Source organism: Pseudomonas sp. CFBP 13711, from assembly GCF_014842265.1.
In the GTDB taxonomy this organism is placed as follows: Bacteria; Pseudomonadota; Gammaproteobacteria; order Pseudomonadales; family Pseudomonadaceae; genus Aquipseudomonas.
In genome coordinates this window covers 1-23,486 of sequence record NZ_JACYVI010000025.1, presented here as the reverse complement: position 1 = coordinate 23,486, position 23,486 = coordinate 1, and the positions used below count along the sequence as shown (strand labels likewise).

The following is a 23,486-nucleotide window of genomic DNA, read 5'->3' as shown; positions in this document are numbered from 1 at the left end:
CACACCGCCATGCCAGAGCCCGCTGCTGCCGAGGGGATAGCTGCCGCTTGCGGCGTTTGCCAAGTGGGTCAGTTGCTGGAGCACATCGCGTTTATCGCGGAAGGGATGGCTCCAGTTTTGGACGGGTATCAGTGGGTCGCTGTTTGACTCGACGCCGGTTGGTGAATGAGGTGGCAAGGTGTCAGGCGTTGGCAGTATAGGAGACTGGGTTTCTTCCAATCCGAAGGGCCGGGCAAACAGAGTATTCATAGCGTTATTCGCTCCTGCGATGACGGTGCGATGTGCCCGTTAAGTCCATCCGCACTTTTACCGGCGCGCGACAGTAAATGGGCCTGGCGAACAGCTGGTCCCTGCTCTTTACAGATATAAGCCGGGGCACTTTGTAAATTGCAGTTGTGGTTGAACCGCAATTCGATGGGCGTGCTACCACATAGCAGTGTCCTCCGCCCGGAGTTAATGCCGCCGGAGAGTAGCGACGCATGCCAGTCATGCCCATGGCCGAATTACCAACTGCCATAGGGAATACCGTGTTGATCAATCCAGGCCTGTGCTGCTGGATTTGGGGCTCTGTAATACAGTCCTTTATTGTTCAGATAAGGACCTCGAGGCTCGACTTCGGCCTGAAAGCGGCCTACCTCTTTGAAGCCCAGGCAAGATCCGCCAACCCAAGCTTTAACAATCCCGCCGGGTGCCATGCCCAGAGTGATCATTTCTCGATAGTCGGTTTTCCACTTGTTATTCCACTGGCATAGGACACGCTCGGGTCGAACCATCTCATCACGGACCCATTGCGGTATTTGAATTTTGATCTTGTAAGCCTGGGGCTCCACCAGTGACTGCCAACGCAGGAATAGCTGGTCGGGCAGATCGACGTTATTTACAGGTTTCCCGCCCGACACCCCTTGGTGCCAGCCCTCCACTTTCCCGGTGTAACTGGCGACGCCGCCGTGAACTCGGAAGAATGCAAGTCCACGTCTGTCCAGCACATCAACGGTCTCAACCCAAACTTCCATGTTTTTTGGCGCAGCAAAGCCTATGTACCAGGCTGGATAAGGCAGCTTGGGAGTAGGCGGCAATGTTGGCCCACTCGCGCAGGCGCTGAGGCTTAGTGACAGACCGGCTGCGCAAACCAGCCTTTTCAGGCGGAGACGCAAGTCTGCGGCTGAGCCCCTTGAGCCAAGCCGCGATTTCGCCTGCGGTTGCGTGCACTGGTAGTGCTCGGGCGCACTCATGGCTGGGTTACCAACTGCCATAGGGGATGCCGTGTTGGTCTATCCAGGCTTGTGCCGCTGGATTCGGGGCTCTGTAGTAAAGCCCTTTATCGTTCATATAAGGGCCACGAGGTTCAACTTGGGCCTGAAAGCGGCCCACTTCTTTGAAGCCCAGGCATGGCCCACCCACCCACACTTTCACGATCCCTCCGGGAGCCATTCCCAGAGCAACCGCGAAACGGTAACCCTCTATCCATTCTTTTGAGCCGCGGCAGTAGACCCGCTCTGGCCTAACCATTTCAGCGCGTACCCACTGAGGAATGTGAATTCTGAGCTTGTAAGCCTGCGGCTCAACGAGTGACTGCCAGCGCAGGAAGATTTGGTCAGGCAAATCTACGTTGTTTACGGGTTTTGACTTTCCCCCCCCTTGATGCCAGCCCTCGACCTTCCCTGTATAACTTGCGACGCCGCCGTGCACTCGGAAAAATGCAAGCCCACGCTGATCTAAAACATCTACGGTCTCCACCCACACTTCCATGTGCTCTGGCGCGGCCAACCCTATGTACCACGCCGGATACGGCAGTTGAGGACGCGGGGGGAGTCTGAGCTCACTCGCGCAGGCAGTAAGGCTCAGCAGCAAACCGACTACACAAATTAGCCGTCTCATTCTGGGTAACCTTCTTGCGGACGATTGAGATGTACGTTCCTACGATTCAGCGGTGCTGGCTTGCTAAGTAAGAAGGGGCCTCGTGGGGTCCAGTGCGCGGACAAGTGGATGTAACGCGCTCGTAGCAACGCTTCTTCCGCAGGTTCAAGTCGTACGAGCCGGTCTGTCATTACCCGCTGCAAAATTCGCTTGGCGATAGGCAGGAGCTCATCCGGTAACTTGAAGCGTTTATCCGTCTCGGTAATAACGTCGAATGGCACCCCATGACGGACACTCAGCTCACGCATGACACGCAATGCAATTAGGCTAAGTTCGCCATGCACGGGGCGTTCAAGGATCACAGTTATCCAGTAGTCCTGCATGACCGACTCAACTTTGCCGCGAGGACTGGTTGCTGCAGGCCAGGCTTTCACGGCAACGTAGCCATCACGGGCCACGGCTGATTCGCGCAATACCTTGGCGTCCGCCTCTGCACGGCCCCATGCGGCATGGGATTCAACCTTTTGACCGGTCGGAACGCTGGCCTTGCCGGGCCGCGTCATCCACAACTTTTCTCGCGCTCGTGGGAGATAGCCCCCACCGACATCGGAGTGGGCTCCCGGCAGACCTATCTGGAGGTGCGTGTGGTGCACGTTATTGAGAGAAAAGTCGGCGCGGTACTCGTCGAGCGCCTGAAGCTGGATAACCTGCCGCGCGCAGTCGGGTGGCAGGTAGAGATTTACGCCTCGATTGACGTCATCGCCGGGACTGAAGTCGCCACGCATAGGCGTCGAGATCGCAGCCACCGTATCGAACAGGCCTATCAAGTTGATGCATACGTCTGCCGAAGAGTCAAAACCGTTTCTTAGGCCGAAGTTCCCGGCTTTGAGCACTTCAGCGAATATCCCGCACTGCGGCTTGAGGAATTCATTTGCACAATGACGCGCCGCCGCTGCTCCACGGCTGAATCCGAAAATATCGAATTCCACTTTTTGAATCAAAGTTCCCGAATTGATTTCTTCAAAAAAGCTGAGCTGGTCCTTGATGGATATTGGTGCCTGTTTGACGCGAGCCACTACCCCAGTTTCACCCTGTCCTAGGCCTTGACCAATCAGCCTCTCATCTTTGCCGCCACTGCGAGTACCGATGCCCTCCATGTATACAGATAAATAGGCGATGTTTTGGTCTGCCTTGAGCAGAGTGTTGCTGTTATCCGGATACAAGTCATACAAATGCGCCACATTACTCGGCGCATTCCCGTAACTGTTATTCGGCGCGCTGTTAAACGCACTGCCGTCAAACTCTCCAAACCCATACTGCTTGCACGTCGCCGCAATACTCTCCAGCTCTTCACCGCTGAAACTGTCCAGATCCGATTGCCGGCACTGTGCGGTCGCAGTCGCATTACTTTGGTTATTCCCCGTGCCATCAAAGAACAACCCGATGCGCAGGGTGATCCCTTCGGTGATTTCCTCTTCCTCTTCTTCCTCCTCAAGTGTCTCGGGCTGTTCAACCGGCGCAGCATTCTTGATCATGCTCCGCTCGTAGTGAATGTTGCCGCCGCTGAAGCTGGGCCAGAATTCGTGCAATTCAGGCGGTATATCCAACAACGGTGGCAAAGCAGGCAGTTCAACCTCCTGCGCGGCTTTCGGTCTGAAGTCGAAGTGCGCGGCTTTGATGAGATAGTCGCCGGCGGTGCCGGATTCAATGCTGCATTGCTCAATGGCGACGTAGCTGCCACCCGCGTTGAGGACGATGCGCTTCTTCGCGGTGATGTGGATTTCGTCTTCGGTGCTGGTGATGTTTATTCCCTGGCGAGCGAGCAGTTCAAGCGTATCGTTCTGTGCCTGGATGCTCACCGGGCCTTCGTTGGAGATTAGCTTCAGGCCGACCTTGCGCACGAACAGGCTCAGGCCCTGGCCGATACCCATAAAGAGTTTCTTGACCACGCTGATGTCGGCGTGGCCGCCCGCGTTGAGCATCAGGTTGTCTTGCGCGGCCAGTTGCAGATGTTTGCCGCTGGTCAGGGCAATGCCGTCCGGAGCGCTGAGCAGCAGGACCGAGGATTTGAGCGCGTCCAGGTCCTGTTTCAGCAGATCGAGTTGCGCCTGCACGTCGGCGGGGTCGGCTTGACTGACTGCGGCGTCTGCCGAGATTGTTTCCAACCGATCGCCGGCACTTTGCAACCGACCGACCGCCGCGCTCATGTCGAGCTGTTTACCCTGCGCCTTGGTCTGTTCATCCGCACTGATAAACACCCCACGCCCGGCCCGAATCGCGCCCCAACCATCCGTGCGCAATTCAAAGCCTTCGCCGCGCTTATCCTTCACGCTGTCGACCAGATGCCCAAGGTTCAGCTGGCTCTTGCCACTGTGTTCGGTGCTGAGTTTGATGTGTTCCTTGCCGCGGTCGTCTTCCATGCGCAGCTTGTTGTTCGCCGGCGTGCGCAGCACATTGCGTTTGTAATCGCTGCGCAGCAGCGTCACATGGTCGGGATGGCGACTGTCATGAAGCGCGTGAGCGATATAGGATCGATCCGGGTCGCCCTGCTCAAAGGCAACAGCCACCTCGGTCCCGCAGATCAACGGCAGATGCAAGCCGTGGGTATCGCCGGCATAAGGTCGGGCGAGGCGCAACCAAAGGCTTTCCTGACCGATTTCCCAGCTGTCACGATCAAACAGAAAGCTGACCTTGTAGCGGCCTTCGCTGTCGATGTGGCTATACGGATCGTTGGCCAGCGAACTGGTGACCCGCGCCGGAACAGTCCCGGCTATTTGCGGTTTCGCCAGCAACGGCGGCCGAAAACACACGCTCTCGGAATAAGGAATCGCCTCAAAGCTCAACTCAAAACTACGATCCCGCGCCGCACGCAGCTGCAGTCCTGTAATGACCGCTCCCGGCTCAAACGCCTGCGGCGCTCCGCCGGAAATCGCCAGCACCTGCGCCAATCCCAAAGACGCATTGCTGCTAATCCCGGTCAGCCGCGTCTGATCATTCAGATACCGCTCATGACGCAGCCGCCCATAGAAAAGCCCGCTTTCCCCGAGCAGATCTTCATCCTGATCGAGCTTGTCGCCCAAGACCTTGTACGGCTCGGCATAGTGATAAGCCTCGCCGTAGGTCGTGGAATCCCCCCGCGTCTGATCAACATCCCCATCCAGCCATGCGTTCGCATCCCGGTGGTGATAAGCACGAAAGTGAACGCTCTTCTCCACCACCTCATGACTGACCTGCAACCCCCAAACCCCGTCCTGCCCGCTGCTGCCCAACCCCGACTGAGGCCGAAACGGCAAGCTCACACGCGGCCGGACGTAATGCCGCTGATCATCATGAAACTCGACGACCGCAATGCCCAATCGCTCATCGTTAGTGAAGCGGTACCAAATACCCACCTCAGCCAACAGCCTGGAAATAAACGCCAGATCACTCTCGCCGTACTGCATCACCTGCTCACGCGTCGGGTACTCCCGCACCAGCGTGAACAGAAAATCCTGCCCCTCAAAATCATGCCGCGTGCGCAGAATACTCTCGACAATCTCCGGCACCGACCGATGCTGATAAATCCGAAACTGCCGCCCCCGCGCCAGCAACGCCAGGCGCGGTTCGAGCGTCACTTCATAGCGCGCCTCGTCAGCAGAACCCGACAGCCGTTTAAACCCGGTAATCACCCCATGCAGCGTCCGCAGCGCCTGAACCTTAGGCACCGCCAAGCCACGAATCGCCACCGGCAACGTATGCGGCGCCGCATGCAGACTGAACTGCGCATCCTGTCCGAGCATCCGCTCGGCGCCGATGTCCCGATCAACCGAGGTAAATTCCACCCGGTAATGAAAGGGCTGACTCAGCCGCTCCTCGCCCTCAAACGCCAGCACATCCAGCGCCACCGGCAGGTTATGAACGGTCAGCTTGTGACGGCTATGGTCGAAAAACACCCCAATGGAATCGTTCATCATTCACCCTCCACCGAAGCCAGGGCTCCGACGAACTCAAGGGTGATGCCCTCCTCCTCGCAGTGCCCCAGCACCACGCCCCGCGTAGCCAATCGCGCGGCCTGGCGCTGCAGCAGTTGCTGACTTAGCACCGGCAAAATCTGCTGATTGAGCAAGCTGTCGATGTTCCGCGCGCCGCTGTCGGGGAGTAGGCAGGCCTCCACCAGCGCATCATGCAGGCGCTCGTCAATTCGGCACTCCAGCCCGTAATGCCGGCGCAACCGCTCCGCCACTTTGCCCAGCTTGATTGCCACTATGCGTTTGAGCGCAGGCGCCTGCAGCGGCCGGTAAATCAACGTCTGAAAGCGCGCTAGCAACGCCGGCTGAAAGTGCTCGCGCAGCACCGGCCGCAGCTGCTCTAGGGCTTCACCGTCGAGCGCTTCGGGGTTCCCCAGCAGGTAGTCCTGCAACAAATCGCTGCCCAGGTTGGAAGTCATGACGATGACGGTGTTGCGGAAGTCGATTTCGCGCCCTTCGCCGTCCCGCATGAAGCCTCGATCGAAGACCTGATAAAACAGGTTGAGCACGTCGCGGTGGGCCTTTTCCACTTCATCGAGCAGCACGACGCTGTAGGGTCGCTGGCGCACCGCTTCGGTGAGCACCCCGCCCTGTCCGTAGCCGACGTAACCCGGCGGCGCGCCTTTTAGCTGGCTGACGGTGTGGGCTTCCTGGTACTCGGACAGGTTCAGGGTGATCAGCGATTTCTCGCCGCCAAACAGGGTGTCGGCCAGCGCCAGGGCGGTTTCGGTCTTGCCGATCCCGCTGCTGCCCACCAGCAGGAACACCCCCAGCGGAGCGTTTTCTTCAGTCAGTCCGGTTTTCGCGGCGCGCAGTCGCTGGGCCAGCGCCGTCAATGCCCGGTCCTGCCCGATGACGCGGGATGCCAACGACTGCTCCAGCGTCAGCAGGCTGGCCTGTTCGTCCTTGAGCAGGCTGCTCAAGGGCACGCCGGTCCAGTCGGCGATGACCTGGGCGACGCTGCGATCGTCGACGTCCAGCGACAACAGCGGCGCATCGCCCTGAACCGCCTTGAGTCGGGCCTGTAGCTCCGCGCAGATGTCGGCGTCGAAGACCTCACCATGGCGGGCCGCGAGCAAGGTCTGCGCGAGATCGAGTTCGTTGGCATGCTGGTCCTGCAGTCGCGCCAGCTCATCACTCAGGGATAACAGCTGCTCGTCGATGGCCGCCATACGTTCATCGGCGGTGCGTCCACTGATGCGCCGATCGTCTTGCAGCGCCTGACGTTCCTGCTCCAGCGCAGACTGCCGGGCCTTGCTCGCGATCAGCGCCTGGGGTTGGCAATCCAGGCTCATGCGCACCCTGGCGCTGGCGGTATCGAGCAGGTCGACGGCTTTGTCCGGCAACTGGCGGCCGGGCAGATAGCGGCGCGACAGCACCACCGCGGCCTGGATTGCGGCGTCCTCGATGTGCACGCCGTGGTGGCTGGCGTAGCGGGCCTTCAACCCGCGTAGCATGACCATCGCGGTGGCGTCATCCGGCTCGTCGACCTTGACCGTCTGGAAGCGCCGCTCGAGCGCCGGATCGCGCTCGAAGTACTGCTTGTATTCGCTCCAGGTGGTTGCGGCGATGGTGCGCAGTTCGCCACGGGCCAGGGCGGGCTTGAGCAGATTGGCAGCGTCGGCGCCTCCCGCCTGATTGCCCGCGCCGATCAGCGTGTGGGCTTCGTCGATGAACAGCAGCACCGGGTGCTCGGCCTGCTGCACGGCCTCGATCACATCTTTGAGGCGCTGTTCGAATTCGCCCTTGACCCCGGCGCCGGCTTGCAACAGCCCCAAATCCAGTGTCCGTACGCTGACCGGTTTGAGGCTGGCCGGCACGTTGCCCTCGACGATGCGCAGGGCCAGCCCTTCGACCAGCGCAGTTTTGCCGACGCCCGGCTCGCCCACCAATATCGGGTTGTTCTTGCGCCGACGGCTGAGGATGTCGATGACCTGACGAATCTCGTCGTCACGCCCCAGCACGGGATCGATCTCGCCGCTGCGCGCCTTCTCGGTGATGTCCTGGGTAAATCTTGCCAGCACAGGGTTGTCCGCAGCAGTCGTCACCGAATCCAAGGACACAGCATCGGGAGCAACATCCAGCCCTTGTCCCGCCTGCGCACGCTCATCGGAATGCTCGTCCAGAAACGGCAGCAAATGGCGCAACTGCACCTCGCTCAAACTAAGCAACGGCCAGGCTTCCACGCACGCCAGCAGATCGGGGGTTTCGATCAGCGCGCCCAGCACGTGGGCCGAACGCAGTTGCTCGTTGTCCTCGTCCATCGAGGCGCGCACCCAGGCGTTCTTGATCAGCCGCTGCAATTTTTCACACAGCTGCGGCTTGGCCTGGACGCTGCGCGGCAGGCGATCAATGTGGTCGAGCAAGCCGGTCCACAGCGCTTGGATGTCCCACTCGTAACTCCGGCCGATCAGCACCAGATCGCCGTCGCCCTGCCCCAGCAGTTTCAGCAGCCAGTGCTCGATGGTGATGTGGCCGTGGCCACGGCTTTGGCAAAGCGTCGCGGCCGCACTCAGGGCCTGGGCGCAGAAAGGGTTGAGGCGGCGAAGCAAACGGGAGGAGCTCTGTGCCATGGGTCATCGTCCTTGAACGGAAGGAGTAAGGAGCGGCGACGACCGTTGGCCGGTCAACGCCTCGCTGTGTTGTCAGGGGACACGTGCCGTGCCGATGTGCTTGGCGCAGCGCCCGCGAACGGACGCTCGACCCAGCACACCGCAGCCGGCAGACAGGCACATAAAAGCTGCCTGTCTGCCGGCCATGCAGCGTCAGGCGGTCTGGCGTTCGTTCCACGAGTCGGAGTGGATGATGTTGCCGTCCTTGTAGGTCCAGGTGACCTTCTCGTAGCGCAACTCGACCATCTCCAGGTGGTTGTGCTTCTCCTTCGCCGGGTCCTTCACGTCGTGCATTTTCGGCGCGACGCGGACGACCTTGACGTTCTCCAGCAGGGTGTTGAAGTACTCGACTTCCTGGCCGGCGTCGTCGATGCGGTACCACTTGAACTCGGCGCTTTTCAGGGTCTGGCCGGTGCCGACGGCCTTGTACAGGTACGGGCTGCTGGCATCGATTTCCTTGGTGAACAGGAACGGCGTGTGCACCCGGGCGCCGGTCAATTTGCCTGTGTTGTTGTCGGTGGGGATGTAGACGCTGTGGTCCTGGGCGACCACTTCGATGCTGCCTTCCCGGGACTGCACGTTGACCGAGCCTTTGATGTCAGCGCCGCCGTCATCTTTGAGCCAGAGGTAAACGGGAATTGCCATGTGAAACTCCTTGCTTGGGTTATCGAGTGCCGCGAAATGCGACGGGGGTAGCCGGCCCGGCCCCGGCAGAAAGCGACCCGCAGGCCCCCTCTTCCGGCACCAGGCGGATGTCGACGCGGCGATTGGCCCTGCGTCCGTGTTCTGTGTCATTGCTGGCGATCGGCTGGCTGGCGCCGTAGCCCTGCACGGCAAAGCAACTGCCGGGAATGCCGCCCATGCGTTGCATCCAGTCGCGCACCGAGGCGGCGCGGTCGCGGGACAGGCGCAGGTTCTGTTCTGCACTGCCGGTTGCATCGGTGTGTCCGGTGACGACGATCAACCAGCCGGGTCTGGCCTTGATGCCGACCAGTGCGTTGATCAGCACCTGGGTCGATTCCGGCTTCAGCTCGGCGCTGCCGATGTTAAACAGCGACAGCGTGTCCAGACGCACGGGGCCGGCCGCCTGCACCCTCTCGGTTGGCGGTTGGTAACGGCCGATGGCGTGCCAGACCCTGATGCGCAGCTGTTCGGCGCGGTACAGGCCGAGGCCCAGTGACCGAGGCTCGCCGCGGCGGTAGTAGGCATCCAGCCGTCGGGCGTCGTCGTGCAGGACGGTCAACGCCGCTTCGCGCAGCGCCACCGCCTGCGGGTCCTCGCGGGCGGTTTCGTTGATCGAGGCATAGCGGCGCAGGTCGTCACCGACCTGGCGGATCAACAAGGTGTTCTGCCGGGCCGAGCTCGACATCGCGATGACGGCGGCGAAAGCCGTCAGCCAGATGCCGATGACACTGGCGCGCCGCGCGGCGGTGTTGCCGGTGTGTCGGGGAAGCAGCTCCAGCAGGCAATCCGGTAAGGGCAAAACACCGACCGTGCTGCCCGTCAAATGGGTCGGCACCAGCGCAGTCTTCGCCTGTATCCAGTGCTGCCAGACGCTGCCCGGAACCTGTTCCGGTAAACGCGGCACGCGGCAGATTGCGTAGGCCACCGGCAGCCGCGCGCTTTGACGGCCAAGGCGGGTGAAGTGCGGGGCCACAGACTGCTCCAGCCACGCGCCGTGGGTATTCATCTGCACCGCGATGTGCATTCGGTGAGTGAGAGCGGCGCGGTCTTGTCGTCGCCAGTACTCGACGCTGGCGCAGGTGCCGTTGCTTCTAACCCGCGCCGAGGGCCTGCCATTTTCCCAGCTGAACCACACAGATGGGTCGCTCGCACCGGCCTCTTCCCGGGTGAAGCCGGTCCCACAAACATCGCGCGTATCCTGGGACGCTTGCTGATAACTCACGACCCACAGCGGCAACGTCAGCGCGCGCTTGCGGACCACGGACAGCTGATGGGTCAGCGCACGAAGCTGGCCATCCAGTTCCGAGCTGTCAGTGTGTTGAGATGGATTGACCACACACATGACGCTCATCTGCGCACGCCATTGCGAACGCGCTGCCAGCAGCGCTGCGACCAGACCGGGCAATCGCTCAATGTTCGGCACGCTGACGTAACACCCGCTCGCCGTCGTCCGCACGGCGATCTGCTCGGCAGTATCGACACCGGCATCCGCATCGCCAGCAAAAAGCGCCGCCGATCCCTCACCGCACACCAGCACCACGGGCAGGTGGTACTCACTGCCGGGCAAGGCTCGGAACTCACCCAACCCCGCAGGACCACCAAGACGGACCGAGCGTCGACCCGCCAGCAGCCAGCCCCCGGCCACCAGCATCAGGGCGCCCGCCACGGACAGGGCTTGAACGATCAGGCTCAGGGGCAAGACGCTGATCACCATCAGCGCCATACATCCCGACCACAGCGCAAGTGCACGCATCAACTTGAGTGTCATGGGCGCGTCACACCCGCTCGGTCACAAGGGAGGCCACCAGAGCCGCCAGATGCGAATCCAGCACCCACCAGACGCCCGCGAGCAGCAATCCGGCCAACAGCAGATGCAGCAAGGGTGCGCGCAACCATCCCGGCAAAGGCTTGCGGCCCCGTGCGTCGATCCACGTCGGCAGCGGCTGATCCAGGGTCACCGGTGCAACCCGGGTGGTCAACTCAGCCATCAGTTTCTGACGCTCGGGGTGGTTCGGCTCTTTGTAGCGACCAAGAAAGCCCAGCATCAGCACGCGGTGATACACCCGCAGCACGCTCGGGTCCGGAGACGGCTCGTGCAGCACTTCGCGCATTTCTTCGTAGAGAAACTGCCCCGCCTGATGACGTCCGAAGTAATGCGCCTGAAGCGGTTCGTGGGTCCATTTGGCGCGGGCACTGGCATCGGCGTGGATCAGCACGGTTTCATCCAGCAGCGCGCATTGCGCGTGGCTGATGAAATCGACATTGCGCTGGCTGACGCCGGCTTGCGTCAGCGCTTCGCGGACCCCCACCACCTGCCGGGTGCACACCTCCCAGAGCGCGTCGCTGTCCGGAGCCGACGCGCCGTGGCGCAACTCGACCACCAACAGGTAACTGTCCTGCAGCAGTTGATCGACATCGACGGAGCCGGGAGCCGATTGGCTTTTCATTGGCCGGCTCATGAGCGCAGCACCGCAAACAGCTCAAGCTTCACGTCCGGCAACGTCGCCGGGACGTAGAACGCGCAGACCCCTTCGGCGAGCACCGCCTGGCCGCTCGGATGGGCAAAATCGAGGGCGAAATACTGGTTTTCGAGACGCAGCGGGATCGCCGCAGGCACGTGACTCAACGGCTGCAGCGGAACACCGTCCAGCGCGGCATTGATCAACTGATCGACGTCGTCCGGTGTGCCGATTTTGCACAGCCGCGGGAACTGCGCCTGCAATTGGGCCGGGGCCTCGCGGCAGCGCACCGACAGGTAAAAGTCAGCAGCGTCGGCTTCGCGCAGGCGCGGGTCGTTGAACGTCACTTGCCAGCGACCCGGGATTACCCGCTCCAGCTCCAGGGCAATCACCCGAGACGGCAGACTGGCTTCGAGCAACGTCGAGATCATCTGCATCAACGGCGGCAACACGGTTTCCAGGTCGTCGTGGCGGTAGGCCGGAATGGCGTCAACGTCGTGTTCGAGGGAGAACGTCAGCAGCGCCCCCGCCAGCTTCACCAGTTCTTGATAGACCTGCTCGGGATGGCGCGCCGGGCTGGCCTTGAAATCGGCGAGCACGGGTTGGTAGGTGTTCAGCGCATTGAGCAGCCAGAACAGCGAAACATCGGCCACCGCGAAGTCGGCCATGCGCTGATTGCTCTCGCGGCGCATGCCCATCAAGCGCTGGCGCTTGGACGCCAGTTGGGTGAGAAGATTGTCCAGTTGGACCTGCAAACCGAGGTGCCCGGCGAAGCTCAAAAGCGGCGGCACGAAGGCTTCGTCCAGGCACGCGCGGCCCTGCCCGTCACGCACCAGCCGGGCGACCGGACAAGTCAGGTAATCAGCGTTGTCATCGCTGGCCAGACGCAGGCTGAGCATGTGCTCGAGCACACCGATCGACTGTTGATCGTCGCCGTACAGATCCTGCACCTCGCGCCAATTCTGGCGGTAACGCACGGGCCGGTCGGCGCGGGCGCTCTCGAACAGGCAATTGCCGCCGTTGGCCTGCTCCAGCGGCAGGCACAACAGCACCGTCGCGCCCTGCCCCGAGTCGATCGGGATTTGTTCGAGGGCCAGCGCGGCGGGCAGCCGATCAACGCTGTCGGTGTCGATCAGCGTGCCATCCGGCAACCGCACCCGCAGCGCGGACGCCTTGAGTTTGCCCAGCCGCAACGCCTCAAGATCAAAGGTCGCCCTCTGCACACCCCACGGATGAACCCGCGACAGATGCGCAATGCATTCGTTGGTCCAGGCTTCCCAGCGCGCTTGCTGCTGGAATTGCTGCTGGGACAACAGCGCCCCGGCAGCCCAGAGAGGTCGGTCGATTTTCATGTTGTGCTCACCTATGGCCGACGTCAGGTTTTGGCTTTGGGCATCTGGGAAACCAGCGAAAGGTTCACGTCCATGCCTTCCACCTGGAAATGCGGCACGGCGTACAACTTCACGCGGAAGAAGCCGGGGTTGTCGTCGATGTCCTCCACCGTCACCCGGGCGTCTCGCAGCGGATGGGAGGCCTGCAAATCGTCCCCCGGGTCGGTCATTTCGGTGACCAGCCCGCTGATCCACTTATTCAATTCCAGTTCCAGAAGACGCCGGTCCTTGGTGGTGCCGATGTTTTCGCGCTGAATTAATTTCAAATAATGCGCAATGCGCGACAGTAGAAAGATGTAAGGCAGGCGCGAGTTGATCCGGCTGTTGGCAGTGGCATCGGCGGTGTCATACAACGCAGGTTTTTGTGTTGAATTGGCGGAGAAGAAACACGCGTAATCGCGGTTCTTGTAATAGGAGAGCGGAATAAAGCCCAGATTGGCGAATTCAAACTCCCGGGTTTCCGGGATCATCACTTCCGACGGAATCTTCACCTGACTGCCGGTGCCGAGGTCATATAAATGAATGGGCAGATCCGTCACTGCACCACCGGACTGTGGCCCGCGAATTTGTACACACCAGCCGTTATTGACGAAACTCTTCACCATGTTTGCAGCGAAGGCAAAAGAAGCATTGGTCCACAGGTATTTGCTGTGATCGGTGCCTTTGACACTTTCCACATAATTGAAACTGCGCACCGGAATGGTGTCCGGCCCATAGGGCAGCCGTCCCAGCACGCGGGGCATGGTCAAACCGATGTAACGGGAATCATCGGTGTCACGGAATGACTTCCATTTGATGTATTCCGCGCGATCAAAGTAATTACCGATGTCTTTGATAGCGGCGACTTCTTCCATGGTGTCCTTGCCGAAGAAGGCCGGCCCCACCGAACCAATGAACGGCATGTGGGCCGCCGCCGCGACCTTCGATATGTTGCGAAGCAGCGCGATGTCTTGCGGGCTGCGACCAAACTCGTAACTGGAAACAGCCGCCGCAATGGGTTCACCGCCGGGCGTGTCGTATTCCTGGGTATAGGTGTGCATGTACAGACCGCTCTGGGCGATCTCGGGGGCGTCTTCGAAATCCTGGACCAGATGGTCCTTGCTGATGTCCAGCAGCTCGATGCGTACATTCTGCCGGAAGTCGGTCTGATCGATCAGCGACTTCACCCCGCGCCATGTGGACTCGACGCGCTGAAACTCCGGGTGGTGCATGACGGCGTCGAGCTGGCGGCTGATCTGCGCGTCCAGCGAGGCGATGTGTTCGTCGAGCAGGGTTTTGTCGAGGCGCTGCACCTTACGCGACGAGCCCTTGAGCAGGTTGAGGAACACGCTGACCGCGGCGGTCACGCGCTCATCGGCGGAGATCTCCGACAGCGCCTCGTTGTTCTGAAACGCCTCGATATCGCCGAGGGCTGAAACCGGGTTGAGGTTTATTTTTGAAAACAGCGCGTTATAGACGCCGGTGCTTTCTTCGGACAAAACGGTGCCACCGCCTGATACTGCGGAAGAGTGTTTCGAGGACATGTTCGATACCTGCTATCAGAGACCCGGGTGATTAACGCTCTGGGGGTGCGGCGAGTACGGCCAGTTCAGCGCGCAACTCGTCACTGAGCGTCTCGTCTTTGACGATGCGTTCAAGCTCGTGACGGAAGGTCGCGTTGTCGAGCAGGTTTGATTTGAGATCACGCAACAGGTTGCGGGTCGCCAGCAATGCGCGCAGTGATGGTATTTGTCTGGCGACCTGTTCTGGCTCGAAGTCTTTCATTTTCTGGAAGTTCAAATCCACGGAAGCATCCGAACCGTCGTCGGCAAAAGTGTTTTCAACCATGAGTTTCAAGGCAGGGGTAAATTCCGCCAGCACACTGTCGAAATTGTTTTTATTGATATTGATCTTGCTACGTTCGGACAATGGCCGATCTTCCCGGCCGTTGCTGTAATCCCCGAGCACCATCAATTTGAGCGGGAGTTCGACTTTTTTCTGCGCACCGCCCGTGTGCAAATCAAGTTTTATATTGACCCGCGCTTTGGGCACTTCATTTTGAAAGCTGTTTGAAGCCATAACTCCTCCGTCGAAAATGCCACACGTCACAAAGGGGAATATCTGGATCGCAGGGCCTTTTTATCAGCCGAGCGTCCGGGACCCAAGCGATCAAGTTTTAACAAGTGTGAGCAGCGAATGGGTTGATGAAGTTTTCATCGAATTCGGGAAGCGGCAAGGCTAATTCCCTACGAATAAAAACTCTACCCACCAAAGACAGGAAGAGAGGTGTCCTACGGAAGTCTAGAATCCTTCCTACAAAATAATCCCGGACAGTGGAGCGGCTGCAGAATTAAACGGCGTACGCAATACAGTGGCGGCGGGGTTTAAGGTACAGATATAAAAAACCGCAAGCGGTTGAACAGCATCAGCTGTGCAACACGCCTGCGGCTATTTCGAGCAAATGAATCAGAAGATGTAATCGGTGGTCAGGAACGTCGATTCGCGGTTATGGATGATGTCGCTGATCAGCGCCTTGTTGCTTTCCTGGAACTTGGTCGCCACCAGGGTGCGGATCGAGAACACGCGCAGCGCATCGTCCACCGACAGCGTGCCTTCGGCCGAATTCTTGCGGCCGTTGAACGGGAAGCTGTCCGGACCGCGCTGGCACTGAGCGTTGATGTTGATCCGCCCCACCTGATTGGCGAACGCGTCGACCAGACGCCCGACCTGCTTGGAGTCGTTGCCGAAGATACTCAGCTGCTGGCCGAAATCGGAATCCAGCACGTATTCGATCACCGTTTCCAGATCGCGGTACGCCACCACCGGTACCACGGGCCCGAACTGTTCTTCGTGGTAAACGCGCATGTCCGGCGTGACCGGGTACAACACGGCTGGGTAGAAGAACTGCCCATGGGTGGTGCCGCCACCTTCGTTGACCACTTTGGCGCCCTTGCTCACGGCATCGTCCACCAGTCCTTGCAGGTAGTCGGTCTTGCCCGGCTCCGGCAGTGGCGTCAGCGAGACGCCCGGCTCCCACGGCATGCCCGGCTTGAGCTGAGCGAGTTTTTCTTCGAACTTCTCGAGGAAACTGCCGACCACGTTTTCGTGCACGAACAGGATCTTCAACGCCGTGCAACGCTGGCCGTTGAACGACAACGACCCGGTAATGGCTTCCGTTACCGCGTTGTCCAGGTTCACATCCGGCAGCACGATCCCCGGGTTCTTCGCATCCAGACCCAGTGCGGCGCGCAGACGGTGCGGCTTGGGGTGGAGCTTTTTCAGGGCGCTGGCGGCCTTGTTGGTGCCGATGAAGGCAAACACGTCGATCTTGCCGCTGGCCATCAGCGCGCTGACGGTCTCGCGGCCGCTGCCGTAGATCACGTTGATCACCCCGGCCGGGAAGCTGTCGCGGAACGCTTCGAGCAACGGACGGATCAGCAAGACGCCGAACTTGGCCGGTTTGAACACCACGGTGTTGCCCATGATGAGGGCCGGAATCAGCGTGGTGAAGGTCTCATTCAGGGGATAGTTGTAAGGCCCCATGCACAGGGTCACGCCCAGGGGCACGCGGCGAATCTGGCCGAGGGTGTCCTGTTCCAGCTCGAAGCGGCTGGAGCGACGGTCGAGTTCCTTGAGGGCGTTGATGGTGTCGACGATGTAATCGCAGGTGCGGTCGAATTCTTTCTGCGAGTCCTTGAGGTTCTTGCCGATTTCCCACATCAGCAGCGTGACCACCGCGTCGCGCTGCTCGCGCATCAGCTTGAGAAAGGTCTCGACGTGATGAATGCGATCGGCGACGCGCATGGTGGGCCAGGCGCCCTGGCCCCGGTCGTAGGCGTTGACGGCGGCGTCCAGTGCTGTCATTGCGGTGTCGGCGTCCATCAGCGGCGTGCTGCCGAGCACCACGGACTCAAGGCCCGCGTCGGTTTTCAGCGAGACCGGGCTCAGCACCGGTGCCAGCGGCCCGTGCCATTGGTGCAGTTCGCCGTTGACCAGGTAATCGCGCTGCTCGATGGCGGGGCCTGCGCGAAACTGCTCAGGGATCTCGTCGGCGCGCGGGTACAGGTTGTCCAGGCGGTTTTGCAGGGTCATCTCATTTACCTCTTCCAGTCGGTCATCGTGCCAAACAGGCTGGACACACTACGCCACAGCCGCCGCCGAATGAAAAGCATCGAGATAAATGTCACGTCCGGGTGACACGAAAAACGTCTGCCGACGGTGCCTGAGGCGCTGTTCAGGCCACCGCCGTCTGGTTGCGCCCCGATGCCTTGGCCCGAAACAGCGCCTTGTCCGCCAGTCCCAGCAGCCCGTGCACGTCCTGACCGGTGTTGCCCAGCGCGGCGACACCGAGGCTGGCGGTGACGCCCTCGTCATGCTGACAGGTGATGTCGGCGATTGCCTGACGCAGCTTCTCGGCAATGACATGGGCCGCGTCGAGGGACGTATTGGCGAGCAACAGCGCGAACTCCTCGCCGCCCAGCCGACCGCAGACGTCTCCTTCCCGCACGGACTGGCAGATGACCCGGCCGATCTGCCGCAACACTTCATCGCCGGCCTGATGGCCGTGGCAGTCGTTGATGCGTTTGAAATGATCGATGTCCAGCATCAGCGCGCACAGCGGTAACCGGCTGCGCTTGCAGGCGTCGTACGCGCGTTCGGCCTGATGGAAAAAAGCCCGGCGGTTCTTCACCCCGGTCAGTTCATCAGTCTGCGCGGCGTGGTCGGCGATGCGATGGGCATGTTCCATTTCGCGGCTCAGGCGAAAGGCCCGCTCCATGGCCTGGCACAATTTGCGCGTCGCGCTGACCACAAATCCGGCAAAGATCAGCGACGCAACCGCCATACCCTGCTGCGCGGTCTGGGGTTGAAACAGCAGCCAGATCGAGCACGGCAAGAGCACCAGTGCAATCGACACCAGGGTCATCGAGCGGTACGCCGAATAACAGGACACCGCGCTCACCGACATGCCAACGGCGAACAACAGCACCAGCGTCTGGATCAATAAATCCCCGGCGTGCATCAGCGCCAGCGCGCCGCTGCCCCAGATGCCGGCCGACAACACCAGCGTGACCCAGTAAGTGGTTTCCCAGCGCTCCGGGGTGCGGGCGGTTTCCGGCATCCGGAAATAGGCGGTCAACATGATCAGGCGCAAGGTGGTCGAGGCGCCCAGCAGCCCGAGCCACCCGAGAATCAGGGAGTGTTCCAGGCGCTCCCAGCAGATCCAAGAGAGTATTACAGCCGCCAGCGCGCTGCCGAACACCGAGAAAAAACTCTGACGGAAAAGCAACTGCAAACGATCGTTGCGCACCTGGGCCCGTATCAGGGCCTCTCGCGCCGGTTGAGAATCATGGAGGTACATCGAATTCGCCCGACCCTGGCATTGGATGGGTCGGATTGTGGCATCGTGCTATGACAGTAAACAACTCGCGCGCCAACTAATTGCTGCGCCACGCAGCGGGTGCGGCAATTCGCCGGAAAAATGACGGTTCGCCCCGCCCGGCGTCACCCCTGCTGCTCACGCGCGGACGGCGGTTGACCGAGGATTTCAATCAGTCTCAGGGCATTCCCCGTCGCGGCGCCGCTGGCGGTGTTATCGAAAATACACCACGTCGGCGCACCGCTTAGCGCCTTGGCTTTCAGCTCGACGGCCAGACGTATCAGGAAATCTTCTTCATAGGCGCTGTAATAGATGCGCGGCGCGCCGTGCAGTCGCCAGTAGCCCAACCCCGGCCAGCCGGCCGGTTGGCGGTCATTGCTGAGCCTCGATGGGTCAACCGTTGCTTGCGCAATGCGGTAGTGCGTGAGCATTGGCTCGGCCTGGAGCCAGCTTTCATGGCGCGGTTCAATGACCACATGCCCGTCGAAGCGCTCGCGGAGCTGGATGAAAAACCCTTCGGCTACGAGTGGATCGAACGTCAGCGAAGGCGGCAACTGCAGCAGCAGGCAACCGAGCCGTTCGCCCAGTTCACTGCATTGTCCGAGAAACTCATCCAGCGCATGGCCGCTGCCCTGCAACTGTTGTTCATGGGAAATAAGCTTGGGGATCTTCACCGAAAACCTGAAATCCGCCGGCACTGAGTCGGCCCAGCGGGCGTAGGTCTGCGGCCGATGGGGGCGGTAGAACGAGCTGTTGATTTCTGCGGTATTGAATTGCCGTGCGTAGCGCTGCAAGTGGGTGCCGTCGCCCGGAAAGGCCGGCGCGTGCTCGCGGCCCAGACTCCACCCGGCGCAGCCCACGAAGATTCTGCCAGGCGCGGTGGAGTTGGCATCGTTCAAAACAGCACCTCCCCGGCTTCGCCCATGAAAATCTCTGCCGTCTTCGGCCCGATGCCGTTGAAGTCCTGCAGGCGCTTTTCGAACTCGCGACGGTCGGCGCTGGCGGCAGCCATGCCGCTGACCGTGCCGCCGTATTCATCCATCAGCTTGGCCGCCAGTGCCAGCAGGCGCACGGCGGTGGATTCGTCGTAACGTGCATAACCGCCCTCGCCCAGCATCCTCACCAGCTCCCGGTGGGTGCACGCGGCCAGTTCGCCCGGCGTGTCGCGCCCGTGCCTGTCGACGATGACGTGATAGGTCTGTACCGCCGCCTGCGCCCGAATCCGTTTGCCCATCAGAAAACTGGCCAACAGCCATTTGAACAGCGCACTTTCACCGCCCTGCGTGAGGTCGATGCCCAGTTCCTGCGCGGTGATGTTCTTACCCATGAACGCTCCTTGATTTCCATTGCTGGAGTGACTTCTCAAGGGGCAGATGAGTTCGATGTTTTGGGCGGTGTTTGGATCAACGCCCCTCAGGCGTTGGATATCTGGTTGATGCCGATGACCTCGCCGCTCCAGATCATCTCGTAATGGGCGCTCTGCACAATGGAGGTGACGTGGCGCGGGGTCAGCAGTGCCCAGCAGTGATTGCCCGGCGAGCGCACCGAGTGGTAGCGCAGGCCAGCCACGCCCGCCTGCTTGGCTGCCTCGCCCAGCACATGGGACTGCGCGTAGTCGTCAGGTGCATAAATCGGGTCGGAGAGCGGAATCGAGGTGGCGTCGACACTGCCCTCCTCGCTGAAACTGCAACTCAGGCAGCGGAAAACAAAGCGCTCGTACTTCAGGGTCGCGACCCGCGACCAGTACAACTGCTGATGGTGGCGCACTTCGGCGATGGCAGTGTCGACGGTGTCGGCCAGGTACAGCACGCCGAACTCGCCGCTGCTGAAGCGCGAGCCCGCCGGATTGACGTGGGTGAACGGCGCGACGGCATAAGAGCTTCCGGGAATGCCGAACGGAATCTCGGCCAGGGGAATCAGCTCAATGCGGCCGATTTCGTTCTGCAGGCGAGGATTGGTCAGCGCCTGAATCCGGTACAGCGTCTCGAACTCGGCGGCATCGGCAACGTCGCTGAACAGCTCGATGGGCGGGAATTTGGAATTGACCAGGCGATAAGCCTGCTGCGTCTCCCCGGCGAGTGCGGGAAGCGCGTCCGGCGTCACCATTGGGCGCCACGGAGGGTGTCGATGCGGCGGAAGGTTTCGTACAGCGAGATCATGTCGCCCTGGGCCATGACGTCCAGTGGCTTTCTGCCGTTGAAGAACTCATTGTGGTTTTCCATCGACGGGAAACCGTAGGCGTTGTCGGGATTATCAAACAGGGTTCGGAGGGCGGCGTGGATGTTCAGCACAAAGCTGACCCGCTGCATTTGGTCTTGATCCAGCGCCACCGACCACTGCGCGTCGTCCTGGCGAGCGCGGGTGTACGTGCTTCGGGAAATACGCAGGATCTGGCAGGCCTGCTCGCTGGTGGCCTTCCACTTGTCCAGCACCCGCAACGCCGCTCGCAAACCGACCACGCACTCGGATTTGGAAAGTTGCCGCGCTGGAATGGCGGTGGTCATGGGCGTACCTCTTGATGACTGCAAGTGAAAATCTATGGACGCAACTCTAATTCAATTGCGTCCATAGATTCAATGTCAAGTTTCGACAACGTTGATGTGCGGCGCGTTATCTGACGCGTTCTCGGCTAAAGCCGGTCCTACAGTCGAGGTCCGATCAGACCCTCCCGGGCGCAAACGATCCCCGAGGCCCATTCCAGGGCCTCCAAAAGTGAAAAAAAGGTGAAAATTCACCTTAGTCACATCTGGTAATGATTCGCATGTTGATTCAGAATCGCGCTCCCCACCGCGCCTTCAGGAATTTCCATTGTGATCCCTCGCCTTCCCGCCACCTGTCTCCTGGCCGGTGTCGTCGCCGCCATGTCTACCGCCAACGCAGCCGACGACGTCACGCTGCCGGCGATGCAGATCCAGGACACCGCCGCACAGGACGACGGGCAAAGCGTGGGTTATCAGGGCAAGCCGTCTTCGAGCACCACCAAGCTGGGGCTGACCAACAAGCAGACGCCCCAGGCGATCACCACCATCACCCGCGCTCAGATGAACGATTTCAAAATGAACGGGGTCAAGGACGCGCTGCGCTCGGCGCCGTCGGTGACCGTCGAGCAAAGTGAAAGTGACCGCACGGAGTACACCTCCCGCGGGTTCGACATCGGCAGTTTCGAGTACGACGGCATGGGCATGCCCTTCGCCCAGACGATCATGATCGGTGACCTGGACATGGCCGAGTTCGAGCAGATCGACGTGCTCCACGGCGCCAACGGTTTGATGAGCGGCACCGGCAATCCGTCGGCCACGGTCAACTTCATCCGCAAGCGACCGACCCGGGATTTCCAGGCGCAGATCGACACCAGCGTGGGCTCGTGGGACAGCCGGCGCATTGATGTCGACGTGTCGGGGCCGTTGACCGACACCGGCAACGTGCGCGGTCGCTTCATTTATGCCCACGACAAGGGCAACTCGTGGATGGACCGCTACAGCCACGAAAAGAACGTTGCCGCCGGCCTGCTCGCCTTCGACCTTTCCGACTCCGATACGCTGACCGTGGGTTTCACTCAGCACAACAGCGATTCCAACGGCAGCACCTGGGGCAACCTGCCGCTGGTCGACAGCAACAACAACCCGATCCACTACAGCAGCCGCTCTTCCAACGTCGGCCAACCGTGGACCTACTGGAACATGCACACCCAACGCGCGTTTGCCGAATGGAAGCATGACTTCGGCAACGGCTGGAATGCCACGGTGACCGGCACCGGCATTACCGAATACCAGGACACCAACATGCTGTACGTCTCAAGCGTCACCGATGACGACGCCTCGGTGTTCGCCGCTGATACCTCCAGCAAGGCGCACCAGTTGCTGGGCGAAGCGAAAGTCTCCGGCCCGTTCAGCCTGTTCGGCCGCGACCATGAGCTGACTTTCGGCGCCGCCTACGGCCGCACCCATCAGAAAGCCCGGGAATACGACGCTGGCGGGGGCACCTACTTCGACACCTCGTTCGCGGGCATTCTCGCCGGCAATACCCCTTCGCCGCAGTTTGGCTACACCAGTGACATCACCAACACCCAGAACTTCGAGGACCGGCAGAAAAGCCTGTTCGCCGGTGCCCGCTTCAGCCTGGCGGATGATCTGCACTGGATCGCCGGTGCGCGCATGCTCAGCGTTGACGGCACGGGCGAGAGCTATGGCACCGATCACGCCCAGCGCGAGCACGGCAAGGTCACGCCCTACACCGGCCTGGTCTATGACCTGACCCCGCAGTGGAGCCTGTACACCAGCTGGACGCAGATCTTCAATCCGCAATACGGCACGGTCGGCGTCGACGGCAAAGTGCTCGCGCCGCTGGAAGGCAAGAGCCTGGAAGCCGGCGTTAAAGGCAGCGTCATGGACGATCGCCTGAACCTGACCGCCGCCGTGTTCAAGACCAAACAGAGCAACGTCCAGTCGGCAGAGTTCATTGAAGTGGGTTCGCAGTTCCGCTACTTCACCGATGATTACAAAAGCCACGGCATCGAACTGGAAGCGTCGGGCGAGGCACTGCCGGGCCTTGACCTGCTGGCGGGCTACACCTACGTGCACATCGAAAACGACGATGGCGACAAGGCCCGCCGTTATGTGCCGACCCACGCCTTCCGTGGCATGGCCAGCTACCGACTGCCTGGCCTGCCCCAAGCCCGAATCGGCACCCGGGTCAGCTGGCAGAGCGGGATTCAGAACGACAATTACAGCGTCATCCGCCAGAACGCCTACGCGCTGGTCGACCTGATGACCAGCTACGACATCGACAGCAACTGGAGCACGGCGCTGAACTTCAACAACGTCACCGACCGCAAATACCTGACCTCGCTGTACAGCGGCACGGCGAGCAACTATGGCGCACCGCGCAACCTGACGGCGTCGTTGACCTGGCGGTACTGATCCGGGCAGTTGTCCGGTGCTGGCAACCGTGCACCCTCCTGTGGGAGTGAGCTTGCTCACGAAGAGGTCTGCCCATTTAACGTATCTTCATCGCCTGTAACCCGGCATTCGCGAGCAAGCTCGCTTGTATGGTTAGACTTGAAGGGGTGGTGGGACGAACAGTTCGCATCTGACTGCTGTAACAGTACAGACCGTGGGAGA

At 60.8% G+C, this 23,486-nt stretch carries 18 protein-coding genes; 1 reads left to right on the top strand and 17 read right to left on the bottom strand.

The window, feature by feature from the left end; genetic code table 11:
* The 17 genes from IFT47_RS27460 to IFT47_RS26895 form a co-directional block, all read right to left on the bottom strand.
* Positions 1-249, bottom strand: a 249-nt coding sequence (locus IFT47_RS27460) for a hypothetical protein (protein WP_206759208.1), incomplete at its 3' end; no start/stop codon positions are given.
* A gap of 254 nt (positions 250-503) precedes the next feature.
* A complete protein-coding gene (locus IFT47_RS26970) occupies positions 504-1,076 on the bottom strand; it encodes a DUF2931 family protein (protein ID WP_244656096.1) in 573 nt (190 codons plus the stop codon).
* A gap of 163 nt (positions 1,077-1,239) precedes the next feature.
* On the bottom strand, positions 1,240-1,878 hold the full coding sequence (locus IFT47_RS26965) for a DUF2931 family protein (RefSeq protein WP_192175135.1): 639 nt from the start codon (positions 1,876-1,878) through the stop codon (positions 1,240-1,242).
* Complete coding sequence (gene vgrG, locus IFT47_RS26960) at positions 1,875-5,807, bottom strand: type VI secretion system tip protein VgrG (RefSeq protein ID WP_192176551.1); 3,933 nt, start codon at positions 5,805-5,807, stop codon at positions 1,875-1,877. Before vgrG ends, IFT47_RS26965 begins: the two co-directional genes overlap by 4 nt.
* On the bottom strand, positions 5,807-8,437 hold the full coding sequence (gene tssH, locus IFT47_RS26955) for a type VI secretion system ATPase TssH (protein ID WP_192175134.1): 2,631 nt from the start codon (positions 8,435-8,437) through the stop codon (positions 5,807-5,809). The genes vgrG and tssH overlap by 1 nt, the downstream gene beginning before the upstream one ends.
* 192 nt (positions 8,438-8,629) lie before the next feature.
* Positions 8,630-9,121 carry an Hcp family type VI secretion system effector gene (locus tag IFT47_RS26950; RefSeq protein WP_192175133.1) on the bottom strand — a complete coding sequence of 164 codons (492 nt, stop codon included), beginning with the start codon at positions 9,119-9,121 and terminating at the stop codon, positions 8,630-8,632.
* Positions 9,122-9,140: 19 nt separating this feature from the next.
* Complete coding sequence (locus tag IFT47_RS26945) at positions 9,141-10,928, bottom strand: OmpA family protein (RefSeq protein WP_192175132.1); 1,788 nt, start codon at positions 10,926-10,928, stop codon at positions 9,141-9,143.
* Between the two features lie 7 nt (positions 10,929-10,935).
* Positions 10,936-11,607, bottom strand: coding sequence for a type VI secretion system protein TssL, short form (tssL, locus tag IFT47_RS26940; RefSeq protein ID WP_244656095.1), 672 nt, complete (start codon positions 11,605-11,607; stop codon positions 10,936-10,938).
* Positions 11,608-11,615: 8 nt separating this feature from the next.
* Positions 11,616-12,971: a type VI secretion system baseplate subunit TssK gene (tssK, locus tag IFT47_RS26935; protein WP_192175130.1), complete on the bottom strand. Its 1,356-nt coding sequence runs from the start codon at positions 12,969-12,971 to the stop codon at positions 11,616-11,618.
* A gap of 23 nt (positions 12,972-12,994) precedes the next feature.
* Positions 12,995-14,533 (bottom strand): type VI secretion system contractile sheath large subunit, encoded by a 1,539-nt coding sequence (gene tssC / locus IFT47_RS26930; protein WP_192175129.1) that lies wholly within the window; start codon positions 14,531-14,533, stop codon positions 12,995-12,997.
* 31 nt (positions 14,534-14,564) lie between these two features.
* Positions 14,565-15,068 (bottom strand): type VI secretion system contractile sheath small subunit, encoded by a 504-nt coding sequence (gene tssB / locus IFT47_RS26925; RefSeq protein ID WP_192175128.1) that lies wholly within the window; start codon positions 15,066-15,068, stop codon positions 14,565-14,567.
* Between the two features lie 387 nt (positions 15,069-15,455).
* Complete coding sequence (locus IFT47_RS26920; RefSeq protein ID WP_192175127.1) at positions 15,456-17,081, bottom strand: NADP-dependent glyceraldehyde-3-phosphate dehydrogenase; 1,626 nt, start codon at positions 17,079-17,081, stop codon at positions 15,456-15,458.
* A gap of 142 nt (positions 17,082-17,223) precedes the next feature.
* Complete coding sequence (locus IFT47_RS26915; RefSeq protein ID WP_192175126.1) at positions 17,224-18,348, bottom strand: GGDEF domain-containing protein; 1,125 nt, start codon at positions 18,346-18,348, stop codon at positions 17,224-17,226.
* A 143-nt stretch (positions 18,349-18,491) separates the two neighbouring features.
* The gene (locus IFT47_RS26910) at positions 18,492-19,265 is read right to left on the bottom strand and encodes a DUF72 domain-containing protein (protein ID WP_197984258.1); all 774 of its coding nucleotides are present in this window, start codon (positions 19,263-19,265) and stop codon (positions 18,492-18,494) included.
* The gene (locus IFT47_RS26905; RefSeq protein ID WP_192175125.1) at positions 19,262-19,693 is read right to left on the bottom strand and encodes a DNA methylase; all 432 of its coding nucleotides are present in this window, start codon (positions 19,691-19,693) and stop codon (positions 19,262-19,264) included. Before IFT47_RS26905 ends, IFT47_RS26910 begins: the two co-directional genes overlap by 4 nt.
* An 86-nt stretch (positions 19,694-19,779) precedes the next feature.
* Positions 19,780-20,472, bottom strand: a complete 693-nt coding sequence (locus IFT47_RS26900; protein WP_192175124.1) for an RES family NAD+ phosphorylase — start codon at positions 20,470-20,472, stop codon at positions 19,780-19,782.
* A complete protein-coding gene (locus IFT47_RS26895) occupies positions 20,466-20,870 on the bottom strand; it encodes an antitoxin Xre-like helix-turn-helix domain-containing protein (RefSeq protein ID WP_192175123.1) in 405 nt (134 codons plus the stop codon). The genes IFT47_RS26900 and IFT47_RS26895 overlap by 7 nt, the downstream gene beginning before the upstream one ends.
* 357 nt (positions 20,871-21,227) lie before the next feature.
* On the opposite strand from IFT47_RS26895, the gene IFT47_RS26890 reads away from it, so the two are divergent.
* A complete protein-coding gene (locus IFT47_RS26890; RefSeq protein ID WP_192175122.1) occupies positions 21,228-23,285 on the top strand; it encodes a TonB-dependent siderophore receptor in 2,058 nt (685 codons plus the stop codon).
* The last annotated feature ends 201 nt before the right edge of the window (positions 23,286-23,486 follow it).